This window comes from Chlamydiifrater phoenicopteri, assembly GCF_902807005.1.
Classification (GTDB): Bacteria; Chlamydiota; Chlamydiia; order Chlamydiales; family Chlamydiaceae; genus Chlamydiifrater; species Chlamydiifrater phoenicopteri.
Genome location: NZ_LR777658.1, coordinates 1,066,622 through 1,081,370, shown reverse-complemented (window position 1 = coordinate 1,081,370; position 14,749 = coordinate 1,066,622). Strand labels below are relative to the sequence as shown.

The window sequence follows — 14,749 nt, the reverse complement described above, 5'->3', positions numbered from 1 at the left end:
CTTAAATATTAACGTTACTTGTAAGTGGTAACAATATTGCCAACATAATAAACCCTATTACTCCCCCTAAACAGACGAGAATCACTGGTTGACACCACGTAGCTAACATGTTCAATGTTTTCTGTGTATCATCGACATACATATTTCCAAGACAGGCAAGTAATTCTGGAAGCTCTCCTGTCTCTTCACCCAAAGCGGTCATTTGTATTACGAGCTTAGGGACCCAGCCCTTAGACTGTAAAGCTGTACTCAATGTTCCTCCGGAAACAATAGCTTCGGTAACTTCCTTTATATCCTCACGGATGCAACGAAAAGCTATTGCTTGCCGTCCAACTTCTAAGCCTTTGATCAAAGAGCTCCCGCCCTTCAATACAGAGCTGACAAGAAGGAAAAACTCTCCTAAAAGACTTTTAACACACACTTTCCTCAAGAAAGGGATTCTCATAACAATCCTTTCGACATAGACAGCAAAAGAAACCCGCCTTCTCAGCCAAAGAAAAACACCTACTAAAGAAAGCCCTCCCATCCCTAACAATCCTTTATACTTACAACAAAAATCACTAAAACCAAAAACGCATGACGTTAGAGTATTTTTCTCAGTATTTTCCAATACCTCTTTCAGAGAAGGAACGACTCCTAAAAGGAAAAAAATTATCACCCCGAAAGAAAAAATCATTAAGGTCAAGGGATAAGCTAAAGCTGAAACTATACTGCCTTTAAACTTGGCTCTCCTCTCTAAAACCATCACCAACCGAGTTAATACTTCATCCAACCCTCCGGCAACCTCTCCAGCAACAATATTCCCTCTGTAAAAATCATCAAACACCTCAGGGAACTCTTCCATGGCTTCAGATAAAGGAGCGCCTTCTCTAATTCTGCGAGCGAAAGTTGTCACAACACGTCCTAAAGGCTGCCCTTGATACCGATCTTCTAAAGAAATTAAACTTTCGTAGAGAGGGAGACCTGATTTTAACAAAAGTGCTAGCTGTTGAGAAAAAGTTATCACGTCTTGAGCTTTGGGCGATTGTTTAAACCAGCTCCGCTTTTCTTTCACGGAGAGCACCATCAGCCCTTGCCGATACAAATATTCTTTAGCCTCCTTAAGAGAAGAGGCCTCTATAAAACTTTTCTTTGTTTTCTCTTCGTTATTGAGGAAGGTGTACACGTACCGAGGCATTTACTCTTCCCCCTCAATCATATTTTTTAGTAACTCTTAATACTTCATCTACTGTGGTTTCTCCAGAAAGCACTAACTCCACTCCATGATGCACTAAGGAACGAAAGCCACCTTTCTCTGCTGTTGCTTTCAACACATGGTAGGGGCTTCGCGCAGCAACTTCAGAACGAAATGTCGCATCAGGACGTAACAATTCATATATTCCATGCCGGTGCTTGTATCCTACACCGAAGCAGAGTTCACAACCTTGCCCATAGGATAAAGTCGAAAATTTCTTTTTGCTTTTTGCTCCCTGCTGCTCCAGGAATGACCGAGCAACCTCATCCATAGGGCAAGACGCTTTGCAGTGAGGACAAATACGACGTACCAACCTTTGAGCCACAACACCTATCACCGTAGCCGAGAGTAGGTAAGGTTCTATACCCATATCTACTAAACGCGGGATAGCCGACACGGCGTCATTAGTGTGCAAAGTACTCACAACCAAATGCCCTGTTAAAGCAGCCTGAATAGCTATTTCTGCCGTTTCAGCGTCTCGAATTTCACCCACCATTAAAACATCGGGATCCTGTCTGAGCAAATGCCTTAAACCTTGAGAAAAGGTGAGACCAATCTTAGGCTTGACGGCTATTTGAGAAATATTTGGTAACTTATACTCGGGAGGGTCCTCTATCGTCATGATATTGGTAAAACCACTGGACAGATGTTTCAAGATGCTATATAGCGTTGTAGTTTTTCCACTTCCCGTAGGTCCGGTAACCAAAATAATTCCCTCAGGGTAAGAAATAACGTCTTTGAAACTTTCTCTCACCATTGAGGGCATCCCCAAAGCATCAACATCCAACACGACACTTTGCTTATCTAAAACTCTAAGAACAACTCGCTCTCCATTAATAACGGGAACGGTACTCACTCTCATATCAATTTCTCGCCCGCCAATATGGAGCTTTATTCTACCGTCTTGGGGGAGCCTTCTCTCTGCAATATCCAGTTTAGCTAGCACTTTGATGCGGGTAACTAAAGATGCCTTAAACTCCATTGAAGAAGTATGTCTTTCATACAACATTCCATCTATCCGATAGCGAATTAAGACTCCTTTATCAGTAGGTTCAAAATGAATATCCGAGGCTCTTTGTTCTATGGCTTCTTTAAAGATTAGATTTAAAAATCTAATGACGGGGACATCTTCTCCTTTTTTATCTAGCAGATCCTCTATGTTTTCAGTGTGCTCTACTTTTGTCTGGGCCATTTGAGAAAGAAATTTAGAATCCCCTTCATCCTTGGGCTTGTACAACTCCCTAAGACCTTTTAATATAAACTCTTCGGTAGACTTCTGAACAACAATAGGTTTTCCTATCAAAAGTTTTAACTGATCTATTGCAGAATAATTTGAGGGATCACTAGTCGCAACGCGGACTCCCGTCTCAGTTTCTTCTAAAATCAATAATAGGTGCTTCTTGAGGAAAAGATAAGGGACCTTTTCCAGCAAAGAAGAAGAAACCAAACCCTCTCCTGTCTCTGTTGACAAGGCTCGGGCACTATTACTAGTATCTTCCATCATACTCTGAACCCTCGCCTGACACAGCGACTAGATCTAGGGAATCTTCCAGAGGTTTTTCAGCATTTCTTTTCGCATTCTGTTCTGCCGCCCTCTCTGCACTCTTTAGCGCAATACGATATTCATCACATTCCCCTGGTCTACAGGCTAAAGTTTGTATCTGCGCAAGATTTTCCTCCTCATTGGAAGCGACATCTAAAATTTTGGGCGTTATAAAAACAAACATTTCTGTGTTGTTTTCTGTAGACGCATTCACCCCAAATAACTTTCCTATACCCGGAATATCTCCTAAGAAAGGGATCCCTTCCCTAGAATCAGAACTGTGCTTGCAGTGGAGGCCCCCTATAATCACTGTCTCGCCATCAGCAATTCGAACTCTATTAGTAACATGTCGCCTAGTTACATCAGGACGATCATTGTGATTTTTACCTGTAGTATCAAAGGTGATATCTGTTTCTAGGGTAATATAATGTTTCCCATTGTCACTTTCTATATCCCCTATATTAACTGTAGGTAAAATCTTAATCATCACCCCATACTGAGCTCTGTTATATTGAGATGTATTATTATCCGCCGCCACAGCTATTGACATCTCTTCAACAACAGCGATAGTTGCTGGTGTTTGATTCATAGTAATGACCGAAGGGCTTGCGTTTATGCGTACATCTTCCTGAGCCATCAGAAATTGATAAGCCAAATCATATCCAGGTAAAAGAGGTGAAGAAGTTTTCCCTCCTATTAAAAACTCCAAAATTCCCTTGGATCTATCAAAACTAATATTCGTTGATAAACTTTTCTTTCCTATTTCTTCTCCCAATCTGAGAAGGTTCAAGCCTGCAGTATGCTGTCTGGAAAGCTTTCTTTCGAAAAGAAGCACTTCTATGCGAATCATTTTTTTCGGAACATCGAGCTTTTTCAAAAGCATTTTGATTTGTGGCAAGGCTTCTTTTTCCACGACCATGATTAGAGTTCCAGTCTTATCATCCACGATAAAGTTTCCTGAAAGAGTCCCTCTAGACTGAGAATTTTTCTGCTTAGAAGACGCGGACAAAGGATCTACGCGAATTTCTCTTGCTACAGGCAAAGAAGCCACAGTCTTCTCATCGCCTGTAAAGACTACACTAGATTCTTTATCTTTGAAAACATCGTAGACCCTAGACAACAGCGCAGCAAGCTCCTCAGGGTCTGAATGTTTGACATTATACCAAAAGACCGTCTTATCTGAGGGACTTTCAATTTCGTCTTCTAATTCTTTGATCAATTTCGTAGCTCTGTGTACTAACCCGGCGTTTCCACTCAGAAAAAGCGTCTTTGCTCGATACTGTAGCGGCACCACGCTTAGTTTAGACGCACTTCCTTCCGAACTATCTTTGGAAAAATCTTCTCTGAAAGCAGCTTTCAAAATGGTTACCATTTCATCTGCTTCCAATTTTGACAAAGAAATTAATTTGACTTCTTGTTGTATGCAGTCAGAAGCTATGAAATCATAAATTTTGAGAAGTTCCAGAACTTCCCCTGCCGTTCCAAAAATAAACGGCCGCCCTCCAATAATCTCTATGCGAGTAGTTTCTGGATTAGAAAATTTGCTAAGAATTTCCGAATCTATTTTCACATCAGGGTTATTAGAAACAACAGCGAAGCCTACATACGCCTGCGTAGGAAGAGATTCTAGCTCCACGCGACTAAAGAACAATCCGGCAACAGAGGCTAATGCTGTATCCTGCATTCGATACAACTCTCGAATAAAAGGGGAGACGTCTCGAATACCTACTCCTAATCTGTTGAGCACCAGCTCCAAAGATTCCTCTGAGCATTCTTTGGGAACGCTAAGACTGGACAAGGCGGAAACTTTGATACACCCGATATCCTTTGGAATAAGATAGATCTTCCCTTCACCGCCATAATCCGCCACTAAATTGTAGACAGAAGCATCTGGTTGATGCCAAAGGACATACCCTTCGCCATCCCCTTCCAAATCTCTCATTTCTTCTACCCACAAAGCTTGAAGAGTTTGTATCCTGCTCTTAACTTCAGCTATTTCGTCTACAAAATGCAGCAAAGAATCTTCTGAAGCCCCAAGTCTTTTTTGTTCCCAAACATTTGCATATAACAAAGCCAGAGCTTGATTGAGATCTTTAATTTCCTTGTTGAAGGAATTTACTCCACTCTTGATAGCCCTATCAGAAGAAACGCTTTCCTTCCTTTGAAAAGAACTCTTTTTCTCTGCAATAGTAAGTCCTTCTAAGCCATTCTCTTGGGAAAAAAGCATTGCAGCGACCACGGCAAAACATAAACTCTTTCGTTTTTTCATCGCTCATTTTCTCCAGATTTTTCTACAGAGACCGTGTCTTTCACTTGCAATGACGCCCCCCTTGAATATTCTTCAGAAGGAAGAGATTCTCTTTTCATAGGGATAGCTATATTCTCTAAAACGGTTCTATTGGAATTGAAAAGATGCCCTTTAAGCACGAACCCAGCATCTTCTTTTACAATACCTTCTACTACAAGCAAGGGCCCCTCTAAGCCTCCAACAACATACTCCTCTACATCTTCCGGAGAAGAAAGCTTCACCCAGCCACATTCCCTACGAATAAACCAATCATCTGGGCGTACAACCGTACGTGTTGCTACGTCGTCTTGAAAAACAACTATCGCTGTAGACCAAGATTTCATCCCTACAAAAGAAAGTTCCCTGATAGCCTCTGAAACCTCCATAGCGGAGGTTTGATATCTCAGCAGCGTGATGGACTGTTTAACCGTTCCTCCGACATTCCAAATATCGAAAACGGCAGTCTTCTCCTCTAACCTCTTTACTTCTAGTAGAGGCGCTTTTGTAGAATCTCCCATAAAGAGTCCTCGGGGAACCCACTTATCTCCATCCCAAAACAACCAATCTCCCTGAGCCAGATACTGAGAGTAACGTTCCCCCTTTGATGCTCGAAAATCAAAACGCTCTTTAGCAGCAGGAACAGCATACTCTGCTCCTCCATGAACAACTAAAAACAAGTCTTTCCCGAGCCTACGCATCTGCTGCTTAACGCCAAAGCTGGCATCCACTCGATCTCCATTAATTTCCCAAGCTATTCCTGTGGAGTCCCCCGTTGTTGGCAAGGAAAACTTCATCCTATCAGACGGCGTTGTCACTCTTTTTCCTGCGGAGTCTAGAAAAAACACTTGAACTTCTACGCTGCTACCATGAAGTGCCGGAGCACACTGCACCCATAAACTTCCCGGGGCATCGGAGAAATGATAAGAAAAAGCCTTTCCCTCCCGCTTTGCTCGTAAGAAAATTTTCTCTCCGGGGCTCACTGCCCGCACCTCTCCCGAAGAAAGTTTTACCTGGTATCTACAGCTTCCCGCATCTGGGCGTCCATTATAGGATATGGAAACGAACTCCCGCTTGAGATCTGGCATTTTCTCTGCTAACTCAAGGGCTGCTAAAGATAGCACTCCTTCGGCATTGAAAATCTCCCTAAAAAGTTCCTTTTTTAAGGGGCGTAGACTTTGAGTCGAGGATTCCTCTCTTTTTAACAATTGAGCACAAATATCCCCCGTCATCTTCGTATGAGAAGGGAGCAATACAGCAAGAGAAAGCACAGCTGTTATCAATACGGTCCCGTAGCTTACATGAAAAAGTCGATACATGGGCTCAAAAGCTCTCTAAACGAAACAAAAAGAATAAGTTAAGAGGAATTAAATATCAAATCGCGAACAAAAAAAACAAAAGACTAATAAATTAACGTCTAAATTATTAATTTAATATAGGAATCTCCTTAGAAACAGCTCTGTTTGTTATACTAACAGCACCATCCTTGGTTATCAAAATAGAGTCTTCCAGCCGAATACCTCCTTTTCCAGGAAAATATAGTCCAGGCTCCACAGTGACAATCATCCCTGGCTGGAGAGGCACAAAAGACGTTGCATTAGCCACTGACAGATAGGGGTACTCGTGCACTTCTCTTCCTACCCCGTGTCCTGTTCCGTGAATAAAAAATTCTTTTAACCCTCGACTCTCAAGTATACTCACCACCTCATTGTGAACATCTCCACATAAAGCTCCTTCCCTGCAGGCAGAAATCCCCGCCTCCTGCGCCTCAGCCACAGCAGAATAAGCTACAGAAAGCTCTTCTAAAGGCTCGCCAAAAGCTACTGTACGCGTCATGTCAGAACAATAACCTCTCCACTTAACGCCAATATCAACTATGATAATATCCCCTTTAGCCAACTTCCTATCGGAAGGCTTAGCATGAGGAAGAGCTGCATTGGCCCCAAAAGCTATAATCGGATCGAAAGAAAAGCCCTCAGCCTTTTCCTTAACCCAGAAGATATGTAAGGCATGAGCCAAATCTTTTTCAGAAACACCTTCCCTCAAAAGGGACAGGACGTAATCCCATCCTCGAGACCCAAGAGAAGCGGCTTCCCGCATAACCTCTATTTCCTCTCTATCTTTGACAGCTCTAAGCTGTTCAGAAAAAAAAGAAAGCGGGACAAGCTCACAGTCCAAAGAAGACAGGTCATGGAAAGATCGATAAGAAGTTTCCGCCCCATCAAACCCTAATCTGGCATATTTCCCTCGAATTTTGTCTGCAAATGCCCGCATATACTTAGGGGCGCAAACAACCACCTCCACTCCAGGGACCGAAGGATACATATCTTTATCTATCAAGGCTACATAAAGAGTCGCTGACCCCTGAGAAATCAGTAACTTCCCCGAAGAAACGTTATCGTAAGTAAGGTATTCTAAATCTACTTGCTTATCTATCAATACAGCATCCACGCCCAACTGCTCTAATAACCTTCTAGCAGCCTGGATCCGAACATTATCACCCATAAACCCTAAACCATTTACTAAGATCGACTTCCAAGACTAATCTACGAATTAGGGTCCCGTCAAATCCTTTTTCCGGTCTCCCCAAAGACCAAAACAACCGCAACCTTTCTTCTGAAAAGATTTTAGAAGACTTTTTTGGCAAAGGCTTTGTGAAAAGCTTTTGCAAGAAATAATCCGGAGAATCTCCTTTTCCTGTTTGAAGAGTAGAAAGAGCAGAAAATATCCATAGAGAAATTTCTTCCTCACAAATAGACGTTGGCGCAGATTCTATTGCGAACGAAGTCTTCCCTACAGGGCGCAAATCAAACCCTATAGAAGCAAACAGCTCTTGATACTCCATCAAAATACTGCCTTCTTCCGCAGTAACTTCTAGAATAATTGGACATAACAATTTTTGCACATTCACTGCCTGAGAAGTCTTTTCCACCACAGAATAGAACAAGAGAAATTTGTTGGCGGAAGGGATGTGCACCATGTGCAACCCTTCCGCGTCCTCTGCAAAAAGATACTCTCCCACCCATGTTAAGGGTCTTACTTCTTTCGAACCAAAACTTATGTCCTCTTGTTTATTTTCTTCTTCACGTATACTTTGTTCTATCCCCTGAATTTTGATTTTTCCTTCAGAAAACGCTCCTATTAGAGGTCCGGCCTTCTTTGGCAACTGGTTCTTTATTTGCTCAAAACTATCTAAAACCCCCACTTTTTTGTGGCTACTCCCGGAGAAATAAAACCGATCCTTATCTGGAAATGCTATCTTAGATGAATCCTGCGAATCAAAAGACGGGCCGCAACCAATGTCAGAAGAAACCTGCACAACCTTTCTCCCAACAGAAGAGGCTAAAGCAGAAGAAATGGCCGAATAGATAAACGGACCCAACTTCTGTTCCTCTCGAATCCTGACAACCGCTTTCTGAGGATGCACATTTACATCACACCAATCGGGCGGCAAAGTTAGCTTCAAAACAAACACGGGATATCTACGCACAGGGAAAATCGTTCCACAAGCCTCTTCTACTCGAAAGCCAACAAAGGGAAGTTCTACTATGCGTCCATTTAAAAAGATCTTCTGCCCTTGTCTAGAAGGTCTATGGTAATCTGAGGCTCCTAAAAAACCATGGACTTCCATCTGCCCGCTAGGATCTTTTGAGTGTATGGGGAGCGCTGAATCAAAAAAGGCTTCCCCCATAACAAAAGCCACTCTTTCTTCGAAACTCATGCTCTTGGAAACGCTGAAGTCTTCTTGTCCTTCACTTACCCAACTCCAAGCGACATTATCAAAAGCTAGAACCATTCCTTCCAACAGACGACGAATCTTTATTTTATCTGCGTTGGGATGCTTTTGGAATTTCTTTCTTGCGGGAACGTTATAGAATAAAGAAGAAACAGAAATAGTAGTTCCCTTAGAACGAACTCCCAGCTCCGTTCCTCCGATATCTCCTCCATCTATAAAAACTCTGGAAGCTTCTCTGCCGTTGGTAGAAGATAATATTTCCATACGAGACACCGAAGCTATAGAAGGTAAAGCTTCCCCTCGGAATCCTAAACTGTTGAGCGCATATAAATCTTCAAAAGCGGAGATCTTGGAAGTTGCGTGACGCTCTAAGGCCAACAAAATTTCTTCTTCAGTCATCCCACACCCGTTGTCTCGAATGACTACAGATCCCTGACCACCGGCTAAGGTTTCTATAGTAATAGAATCTGCGCCAGAATCTAACGAGTTTTCTACCAACTCTTTAACCACGGAAGAAGCATTTTCTATTACTTCTCCTGCGGCAATACGATTGATGGTGACTGGGTCCAGTAAGCGAATTTCTCTCATGCTGCAACTTTCTATCCAATCAAAATAAAGGCGGGCACATTAAAGCAAGCTGAAGAGCTTGTCAAGGATGAAACCTGTAAAGATTTATAAACACTAATAAACCCCTTTAAAACAAGGGATTATAGTTTATTAAAAACAATTTTTAATAACATATTGTTTTGGCTTAAAAATTAGTTTTATAATTATTTTGAAAATTAAAAAATTTTTTATTCTAGGAATTAATCCATGAAAGAACGTGCATCTAAAAGTTCCAAGTCCGCAAACAAACCTTCTGCATCCTTTAACAAAAAACAACGAAGCCGACTCGCAGAAATTGCTGCACAAAAGAAAATTAATGCAGAAGAGCTAAGACAAAATCAGCCTCTACCCACAGAAGATGAGACGAAACAAGCACTAATGAACATCCTACAGGGCGTTGGAGAAGGTCGCACCCTTCAAGACATCTTGGGACTGTCTGATTTCCTCCTGGAAGAAATTTATACTATCGCCTACAGCTTCTACTCCCAAGGGAAATACATGGAAGCCGTAGGGCTGTTCCAATTACTCACAGCTTCTAAACCAGCCTGCTACAAATACACTCTTGGACTCAGCTCTTGCTATCACCAACTGAAAATGTATAACGAAGCTGCTTTTGGATTTTTCTTAGCATTTGATTCCCAGCCAGATAACCCTATCCCTCCCTACTATATTGCTGATAGTTTGATGAAAGCTGATATGCCAGAAGAATCTAATAATTTCTTAGAGATAACCATGGATATCTGCGGAGATAAGCCAGAGTTCAAAATTCTGAAAGAACGTTGCTACATCATGAAAGACTCTCTCAGCAAAATGCTTGGAAAAGAAGAACCTAAAGGAAAAGCAAAAACTTCTCCCTCAAAAGGAAAGGGCGCCAAAGGCAAGAAATCTAAAAAATCTGCTTAAGAGAATTTTTAACCTAAACACAGACAGGAAGCATTACCATGGGGAAAAGCAAAGCCAATAAAACCAAAAAAAATTCTGTAAAAAAAGCTTCTAAAAACACCAAAAAAACTGCTGTAAAAAAGGATCTCTACCCTCAACAGTTAGAAGCTATAGTATCTTCTATCTACAGCGAGCTGCCCGCACTTCAATCCATCACTCTAGAAAACTCTGAGAAAGAGTTGAACAAACTAATGACCACTCTCACAAGAAGCTTGTCTTCTCTCCCCGTGGAAGAGTTAGCAGAAGATCTATTTGATCAACCAGATGCCAGCGAAAACTTTTCTAAACAATTGAATAGTGTTTTGTCCGAAATCAAAAAACTCTCCAGCTCCTTGCAAAAAGAGATCTAATAAACAAAAGGCAACTCACAATTTTTTAGGAACACCATGAGTCTTTCTTCATCATCAGGAGCCGATAACAATAATAATTCCATTATCCAACAAGTGTTGGCATCAACTCCACAGGGAGTCCCCGATGCAGACAAAAATGGAAAAGAAAATAAGCAGGTCACGCACACACGAAGTGGTAACGACACTCAAATGGAAAGTGACGCTGCAGTTTCTGGCAAGCAGAAGGACGATGGTGTAAAAACTTCTGCAGCAAAATTATTTGAAAGCACGGAAACTACAGAAGCCGTTTCAGGCAAAGCAGCCAAAAGTGTGGATGCTGCTGCTGCGGCTTCCGCAGCTAGTGCTTCAGGCAGTGTATCACAGATAAAAGAAGCTAGCCAAACTTTGGCTACCTCCTCAGTTTCTTCCTTGTCAGAAGTTTCGGCCATGCAATTGCAGGAAATCCAGGATATAGTCAACCAAGCCATTTCTGGGGAAATGTCTACTAAAGGCGTCGATACTCCATCTTTACCCAAACCAAACATTACTCCAAGACAGGACGTCATGGAAATCGGATTAGCTTTGGCTAAATCCATAACAGCTCTTGGAGAAACCACTCGAGAGGCTCTATCTAATTTCCAAGAAACTCAAAGCATGGCTTCTACCATGAGTAAAATAGGGCTTGAAAAACAAGCTGTAAAAATCGATTCCGAGCGTGCTGAATTCCAAAAAATGAAGGAAATAGAGAGCAAAACGAAAGGCATGAAAAACCTTGACACCGTCAACAAGGTAATGATGGGAGTTACTATAGCCATCACAGTTATCTCTGTCGTCGTGGCTTTAGCTACTTGTGGAGCAGGTTTGCTGGCTTCAGCGGGAGCTATTGGTGCCTCAGCAGCCGCGGCAGGAGCTACTGCTGGAGCTGCTGCAGGAACCTCTGTAGCAACATCTGTTGCTACTCAAGTAGCTACTCAGGCTGTCATGCAAGCGGTAAAAACCGCTGTTGTTCAGGCTGTAAAAACAGCCATACAACAGGGGGTCAAAGCTATGGTCCAACAAGGTCTTAAAGCTGCGATCAAAACAGGAGTCAAAACTTTGGCTAAAAACGTCGGAAAGATTTTTAGCCAAGGGAAAAACGTTATATCCAAATCATACCCCAACCTTTCCAAGGTAATGAATACTTTGGGCAATCACTGGGTTACAGCAGGAATAGGCATTGCTACAGCCGTTCCCTCTCTAATACAAGGGGTTGGAAGTGTAGAACTTTCCAAGATGCAAGAAGAGTTAGCCAAGATGCAGAAAGAAACAGGAAAACTTTCTGCCCAGTCTGAAATGATCGCGATGTTCACTCAATTCTGGCAACAAGCAAGCAAAATAGCCTCCAAACAAACGGGCGACGCCAATGAGATGAGTGAACAAGCAACAAAATTAGCAGCCAGTATTACTAAAGCCTTTGCAGCTATAAGCCAGGGCTTAGCAGGTGCTGTGTAAAAATAGATAAGAAACCCATTATTTTCTTCGGGAGATTTTATTATGACATCTGGAATCAGTGGAAGCAGTGGAAATAATTTTGATCCAGCTTTACAAGCCCAGTTAGCTCAAAACAATCAGGCAACAGGAGCGGCCAAAAGCGGCGATGCAAAAAAAACTGCAGGAAATTCAGGAGCTGGAGACACTGAAGCCGCAGCAGGATTTGAAGATTTGATCAGCAGCTCCACAGAAACCGGGAAAGCCAGCAAGCAAGAAGGAACCACGCAAACTAAAAAAAGCTCAAAAAATGAGAAGGCTGGAGAAACAGCTTCCGGAAGCAGTTCTGTTTCCAGCGCCTCTAAAACAGCAACAGCTCAAGCTGTAAAAGCACCAAAAGGGCCCGGACAAAATAATTATGAACTACCAAAGCTTCCTATGCCCGAAAATACTGCTGTCGACGGCGTTCAAATCAAAAAAGGCATGGGGACTTTAGCTCTTTTAGGCCTCATTATGACCATGCTGGCGCAAGCTAGTGCAAAATCTTGGCAGTCAAGCTTCCAACAACAAAACCAAGCCATTCAAAACCAAGTTGCTATGGCTCCACAAATTGGAGATGCTATTCGAACACAGGCTGCCCACCAGGCTGCGGCCACACAAGCTCAGGCTACACAGTCATTGATTTCTGGTATCACAAATATTGCTGGTTTTGCTCTATCAGCAGGTATTGGGATTATGTCTGTTTCTAGTAAACTAGGAGGTTTAAAAAGTGCAGCGTTTAAATCTGAGACTGCCTCAGCGAAAGGAGCCTCAACAGCAGCTTCTACAGCCTCCTCCTCTGCCATGAAAGCTACTTCAACCTCCTTGTCTTCTGCTGCAATGAAAACCGTTGAAAACGCGGGTAAAGCCGTCGGGTCTGCAACAAAAGGAGCTACGGCTGCCGGGTCTGCTGCATCAAAAGCTGCTGTAGGAGCTCTAGATGACGTAGCGGCCTCCACATCCAAAGCTGCAGCTTCAGCAACTTCAAAAGGAAGTTCTGCTTTTAGTGAAGCTCTTAATAATCCAGGGTGGAAAGATAAATTTGTTCGTGGAATGAATGTAGCAAAAACTCAAGGAGGAAGAGCGGCCAAAATGGCTGGAGAAGCTTTTATGAAAGCTGCTCAGGCATCTCAAATGATTCACGTTGTGACCGCCGGTGTGGATGGGATTGCTGGTTATGTTTACCAAACACAAGTGGCTTTCCATCAAAAGGCAGCGGGAATGGCGGAAGCTGAATCTGCAATGCTGCAACAATACGCCTCCGTTCAAGACAAATACGCCTCACAAGCCGGTAGTCTTGCAGACAAGGCGAGCGAGTCTTTTACCAGCGCCTTACAAACATTACAAAGCATCGCCGATTCTCAGACTCAAACTACTAGTGCTATTTTCAACTAACTTTAAAATATTTTGTGCAGCAAAGGCTTCGAAAAATCGGAGCCTTTTTATTTTCTGTAAATCCGCTTTACAGTCTCAAGAAGCCAGGTATCCTTGCCTGAATTCCTCGCTATAAACCATGCGGCACCCAACTAAAGTCATACATACTGCCAAAAACAATCCCAAAGATATCTTTTCCCCCAAAAGAATAAATCCATAAAACCCTGAAAAAATAGGCATGACTAAGCCACAGAAAGATAAGAAAGTCGAAGAATATTTTCTAAGCAATCGACCATAAAGATTATAACAAAGAAAATTTGATAAAATTATCAATGAGATTAAAGACTTAACTAAAGAAGAAGCATCCGAGACAGGCAGAGGCGTCCAATTCTCCGAAAAGTAGGAGTGTACTAAAGATAAAATTCCGGCAAAAACCATACAAATGGCGTTAAGCCCTGCAACTGGGATCTCAGGAGATCTTTTCTCTATTTTTCGCATCAAAGTCCATCCGAAAGAGGACACACAAGTTGCAGACAGTAAAAATAGCTCTGGAGTTCCCAACCGAAAGTCTCCAAAGAGGGCGTTGTATGTTCCCTCTCCGCCAAAAATCAAGTAAGTTATATAGCCGGCAATACCTAGAGCAAGACCAAGAATTTTTTTAGGAGTTATCTTCTCCTTCAACTGGAGATAAGAAAATAGCGCGGCTAAAAACGGAGACAATCCGTAAATAAAACTGGCTTTAGCAGCACTTATATGCTGAAGCCCCAAGAACTCAAACACGTTAGCCAGGTAAAAACCTGTAAAAGACAAAGTTAGAACTCCTACCCAAGTCCGCAAGGAGCTCCGTATTTTAAAAGGCGATTTTAGGAAGGTGTACAAGCTCAACACCAAGCCTGCCACCAACATTCTACTGCCTGTAGCGAAGAGAGGCGCCGAAGCCTCTAGTGCCACTTTAGAAAGGGCGAAAGACGAAGACCAGACAAACAAAGTAAAAAATATCGCGACAACACCCACAGAAGAAGTCTCTAAAATCAAAAAAAAACAGCCATTTTATCGAAAAAATGGTTTTTAGGACAGGAAAGAAGCTCTTTCTAAAAATTAAACAAAAAAATATAAAACAAAATCAAAAACCTTACTCCTTGTCTTAGTACTTTTATTTTGAAATTTTCTTCTTTACAATGACTCCCCGCTTTAA

At 42.2% G+C, this 14,749-nt stretch carries 11 protein-coding genes; 4 read left to right on the top strand and 7 right to left on the bottom strand.

Annotation, left to right across the window (positions count from 1 at the left end; genetic code table 11):
• Position 1: 1 nt before the first annotated feature.
• The 6 genes from KJA58_RS04670 to mutL all read right to left on the bottom strand — a co-directional run bounded on the left by KJA58_RS04670 (position 2) and on the right by mutL (position 9,385).
• Positions 2 to 1,177, bottom strand: a complete 1,176-nt coding sequence (locus tag KJA58_RS04670) for a type II secretion system F family protein (RefSeq protein WP_213358256.1) — start codon at positions 1,175 to 1,177, stop codon at positions 2 to 4.
• 13 nt (positions 1,178 to 1,190) lie between these two features.
• Positions 1,191 to 2,738 carry a GspE/PulE family protein gene (locus tag KJA58_RS04665; protein WP_246485730.1) on the bottom strand — a complete coding sequence of 516 codons (1,548 nt, stop codon included), beginning with the start codon at positions 2,736 to 2,738 and terminating at the stop codon, positions 1,191 to 1,193.
• Complete coding sequence (locus KJA58_RS04660; RefSeq protein WP_213358255.1) at positions 2,722 to 5,046, bottom strand: secretin N-terminal domain-containing protein; 2,325 nt, start codon at positions 5,044 to 5,046, stop codon at positions 2,722 to 2,724. The genes KJA58_RS04665 and KJA58_RS04660 overlap by 17 nt, the downstream gene beginning before the upstream one ends.
• Positions 5,043 to 6,380, bottom strand: a complete 1,338-nt coding sequence (locus KJA58_RS04655) for a hypothetical protein (RefSeq protein ID WP_213358254.1) — start codon at positions 6,378 to 6,380, stop codon at positions 5,043 to 5,045. The genes KJA58_RS04660 and KJA58_RS04655 overlap by 4 nt, the downstream gene beginning before the upstream one ends.
• 106 nt (positions 6,381 to 6,486) lie before the next feature.
• Positions 6,487 to 7,566: a M24 family metallopeptidase gene (locus tag KJA58_RS04650; protein WP_213358253.1), complete on the bottom strand. Its 1,080-nt coding sequence runs from the start codon at positions 7,564 to 7,566 to the stop codon at positions 6,487 to 6,489.
• On the bottom strand, positions 7,559 to 9,385 hold the full coding sequence (gene mutL / locus KJA58_RS04645; RefSeq protein ID WP_213358252.1) for a DNA mismatch repair endonuclease MutL: 1,827 nt from the start codon (positions 9,383 to 9,385) through the stop codon (positions 7,559 to 7,561). Before mutL ends, KJA58_RS04650 begins: the two co-directional genes overlap by 8 nt.
• 225 nt (positions 9,386 to 9,610) lie before the next feature.
• Between mutL and KJA58_RS04640 the strand changes: the two genes are divergently transcribed.
• From KJA58_RS04640 to sctE, 4 genes are read left to right on the top strand one after another with little or no spacing between them, the layout of a single operon-like run.
• On the top strand, positions 9,611 to 10,306 hold the full coding sequence (locus KJA58_RS04640; RefSeq protein WP_213358251.1) for a SycD/LcrH family type III secretion system chaperone: 696 nt from the start codon (positions 9,611 to 9,613) through the stop codon (positions 10,304 to 10,306).
• 38 nt (positions 10,307 to 10,344) lie between these two features.
• Positions 10,345 to 10,695: a hypothetical protein gene (locus tag KJA58_RS04635; RefSeq protein WP_213358250.1), complete on the top strand. Its 351-nt coding sequence runs from the start codon at positions 10,345 to 10,347 to the stop codon at positions 10,693 to 10,695.
• A 36-nt stretch (positions 10,696 to 10,731) separates the two neighbouring features.
• Positions 10,732 to 12,165, top strand: coding sequence for a secretion system protein (locus KJA58_RS04630; protein ID WP_213358249.1), 1,434 nt, complete (start codon positions 10,732 to 10,734; stop codon positions 12,163 to 12,165).
• 42 nt (positions 12,166 to 12,207) lie between these two features.
• Positions 12,208 to 13,575 (top strand): type III secretion system translocon subunit SseC family protein, encoded by a 1,368-nt coding sequence (gene sctE, locus KJA58_RS04625; RefSeq protein ID WP_213358248.1) that lies wholly within the window; start codon positions 12,208 to 12,210, stop codon positions 13,573 to 13,575.
• Positions 13,576 to 13,650: 75 nt separating this feature from the next.
• Here the strand turns inward: sctE and KJA58_RS04620 are convergent, their stop codons facing one another.
• A complete protein-coding gene (locus tag KJA58_RS04620) occupies positions 13,651 to 14,568 on the bottom strand; it encodes a DMT family transporter (protein ID WP_213358395.1) in 918 nt (305 codons plus the stop codon).
• Between the last annotated feature and the right edge of the window lie 181 nt (positions 14,569 to 14,749).

Excerpts from the sequence above, each read along its gene's own strand:
- KJA58_RS04655 (WP_213358254.1), bottom strand. The coding sequence starts at position 6,380 with ATGTATCGACTTTTTCATGTAAGCTACGGGACCGTATTGATAACAGCT.
- KJA58_RS04660 (WP_213358255.1), bottom strand. The coding sequence starts at position 5,046 with ATGAAAAAACGAAAGAGTTTATGTTTTGCCGTGGTCGCTGCAATGCTT.
- KJA58_RS04630 (WP_213358249.1), top strand. The coding sequence starts at position 10,732 with ATGAGTCTTTCTTCATCATCAGGAGCCGATAACAATAATAATTCCATT.
- mutL (WP_213358252.1), bottom strand. The coding sequence starts at position 9,385 with ATGAGAGAAATTCGCTTACTGGACCCAGTCACCATCAATCGTATTGCC.
- sctE (WP_213358248.1), top strand. The coding sequence starts at position 12,208 with ATGACATCTGGAATCAGTGGAAGCAGTGGAAATAATTTTGATCCAGCT.
- KJA58_RS04670 (WP_213358256.1), bottom strand. The coding sequence starts at position 1,177 with ATGCCTCGGTACGTGTACACCTTCCTCAATAACGAAGAGAAAACAAAG.
- KJA58_RS04635 (WP_213358250.1), top strand. The coding sequence starts at position 10,345 with ATGGGGAAAAGCAAAGCCAATAAAACCAAAAAAAATTCTGTAAAAAAA.
- KJA58_RS04650 (WP_213358253.1), bottom strand. The coding sequence starts at position 7,566 with ATGGGTGATAATGTTCGGATCCAGGCTGCTAGAAGGTTATTAGAGCAG.
- KJA58_RS04665 (WP_246485730.1), bottom strand. The coding sequence starts at position 2,738 with ATGATGGAAGATACTAGTAATAGTGCCCGAGCCTTGTCAACAGAGACA.
- KJA58_RS04640 (WP_213358251.1), top strand. The coding sequence starts at position 9,611 with ATGAAAGAACGTGCATCTAAAAGTTCCAAGTCCGCAAACAAACCTTCT.